This is a genomic window from Flagellimonas taeanensis (assembly GCF_003584105.1).
Classification (GTDB): domain Bacteria; phylum Bacteroidota; class Bacteroidia; order Flavobacteriales; family Flavobacteriaceae; genus Flagellimonas; species Flagellimonas taeanensis.
The window spans coordinates 1-2,500 of the sequence record NZ_QXFO01000021.1; the positions used below are offsets into that span (position 1 = coordinate 1).

Annotated in this window: 2 tRNA genes and 2 rRNA genes (1 of these 4 cut by a window edge); all 4 read left to right on the forward strand. The window is 53.2% G+C overall.

What is annotated here, in order from left to right:
• Window positions 1-182 precede the first annotated feature (182 nt).
• Window positions 183-1,699, forward strand: a 16S ribosomal RNA gene (locus D2V93_RS10175).
• 111 nt (window positions 1,700-1,810) lie between these two features.
• Window positions 1,811-1,884: transfer RNA gene (locus D2V93_RS10180), tRNA-Ile, on the forward strand.
• Between the two features lie 145 nt (window positions 1,885-2,029).
• A tRNA-Ala gene (locus D2V93_RS10185) sits at window positions 2,030-2,106 on the forward strand.
• 164 nt (window positions 2,107-2,270) lie between these two features.
• A 23S ribosomal RNA gene (locus D2V93_RS10190) occupies window positions 2,271-2,500 on the forward strand (it continues 2,587 nt past the right edge of the window).
• The 16S and 23S rRNA genes sit together here with 2 tRNA genes alongside, the layout of an rRNA operon.

Genomic DNA, 2,500 nt, shown 5'->3' on the forward strand with positions numbered 1-2,500 from the left:
TATATTTGCACCCGCTTAGCTGATAAGGCAGGGCGCTCCGGGAAGGCCGAGAGGTGTAGACCGGGGGAGGAAAAAGAAGTTCATATACATATTGCAAAAGACAGCGTAAAGAGAATTAAAGCCATTTTGATGTCAAGGACCGGATTTGTTTTGAGGATGTCTCGATAGATATTTAACGATAGACAATGAAGAGTTTGATCCTGGCTCAGGATGAACGCTAGCGGCAGGCCTAACACATGCAAGTCGAGGGGTAGGGGGTGCTTGCACCCCTGAGACCGGCGCACGGGTGCGGAACGCGTATGGAACCTGCCCCTGTCAGGGGAATAGCCCAGGGAAACTTGGATTAATGCCCCATGGTATCATTACATCGCATGATGTTGTGATTAAAGATTTATCGGACAGGGATGGCCATGCGTACCATTAGCTTGATGGTGGGGTAACGGCCCACCATGGCAACGATGGTTAGGGGCCCTGAGAGGGGGATCCCCCACACTGGTACTGAGACACGGACCAGACTCCTACGGGAGGCAGCAGTGAGGAATATTGGACAATGGTCGGAAGACTGATCCAGCCATGCCGCGTGCAGGATGACGGCCCTATGGGTTGTAAACTGCTTTTATACGGGAAGAAACCCACCTACGTGTAGGTGGCTGACGGTACCGTAAGAATAAGGACCGGCTAACTCCGTGCCAGCAGCCGCGGTAATACGGAGGGTCCGAGCGTTATCCGGAATCATTGGGTTTAAAGGGTCCGTAGGCGGGCCTGTAAGTCAGGGGTGAAAGTTTGTGGCTCAACCATAAAATTGCCTTTGATACTGCAGGTCTTGAGTCATGGTGGGGTTGCCGGAACATGTGGTGTAGCGGTGAAATGCATAGATATCACATAGAACACCGATCGCGAAGGCAGGTGACCAACCATGTACTGACGCTGATGGACGAAAGCGTGGGTAGCGAACGGGATTAGATACCCCGGTAGTCCACGCCGTAAACGATGGATACTAGCTGTGGGGACATTGTCTCCGTGGCCAAGCGAAAGTGATAAGTATCCCACCTGGGGAGTACGACCGCAAGGTTGAAACTCAAAGGAATTGACGGGGGCCCGCACAAGCGGTGGAGCATGTGGTTTAATTCGATGATACGCGAGGAACCTTACCAGGGCTTAAATGCAGGCTGCATGGGGTGGAGACATCCCTTTCTTCGGACCGCCTGCAAGGTGCTGCATGGTTGTCGTCAGCTCGTGCCGTGAGGTGTCAGGTTAAGTCCTATAACGAGCGCAACCCCTACCGTTAGTTGCCAGCGAGTCAAGTCGGGGACTCTAACGGGACTGCCGGTGCAAACCGTGAGGAAGGTGGGGACGACGTCAAATCATCACGGCCCTTACGTCCTGGGCCACACACGTGCTACAATGGCCGGTACAGAGGGAAGCCACCCCGCAAGGGGGCGCGGATCTATAAAACCGGTCACAGTTCGGATCGGGGTCTGCAACTCGACCCCGTGAAGCTGGAATCGCTAGTAATCGGATATCAGCCATGATCCGGTGAATACGTTCCCGGGCCTTGTACACACCGCCCGTCAAGCCATGGAAGCCGGGAGTGCCTGAAGTCCGTCACCGCAAGGAGCGGCCTAGGGCAAAATCGGTAACTAGGGCTAAGTCGTAACAAGGTAGCCGTACCGGAAGGTGCGGCTGGAACACCTCCTTTCTAGAGAAGATGACGCCCGGAATTTTTTCCGGTCCCGCATCGGGATGGTTTTTTCCCTTTTGCTGTCTTGCGATATGTTTTTTGGTATACTGCCCATTTTTGGGCCGATGCAGTCTCATAGCTCAGCTGGTTAGAGCGCTACACTGATAATGTAGAGGTCGGCAGTTCGAGTCTGCCTGAGACTACGGAAGCGGCAGTGCCGCAGGTTTTTGGCCTTTGGGGCCAGGGTCTATAAAAGTTCTTTAAAAGAAGTATTGAATAGGAAATTCTAGGTGTTGGGTTACCGTTATAGTACTGTTAACTGATAACTGTTAACTGACCACTGGTAATGGGGAATTAGCTCAGCTGGCTAGAGCGCCTGCCTTGCACGCAGGAGGTCAAGGGTTCGACTCCCTTATTCTCCACCACGGCAAGTGCCGTCCACCGATCGGTGGCGGTGTGCCAGAAAGTTCATTGACATATTGGGACGGAGCGTGATGGTTTTACCATCATGGCGAAGTCAAAAGAAGAAACACGAAGTAGAATAGAATATATAAGGATTACGAGAGGGCATCTGTGCTTAGGCACAGGTGCGACAAGCAAAAGAAGGGCGTATGGGGGATGCCTGGGCTCTCAGAGGCGACGAAGGACGCGATAAGCTGCGAAAATCCACGGGGAGCTGCACATGAGCATTGATCCGTGGGTGTCCGAATGGGGCAACCCGGCAGGTTGAAGGCCTGTCACACCGCAAGGTGGGCGAACCCGCTGAACTGAAACATCTAAGTAGGCGGAGGAAGAGAAAACAAAAGTGATTCCGAGAGT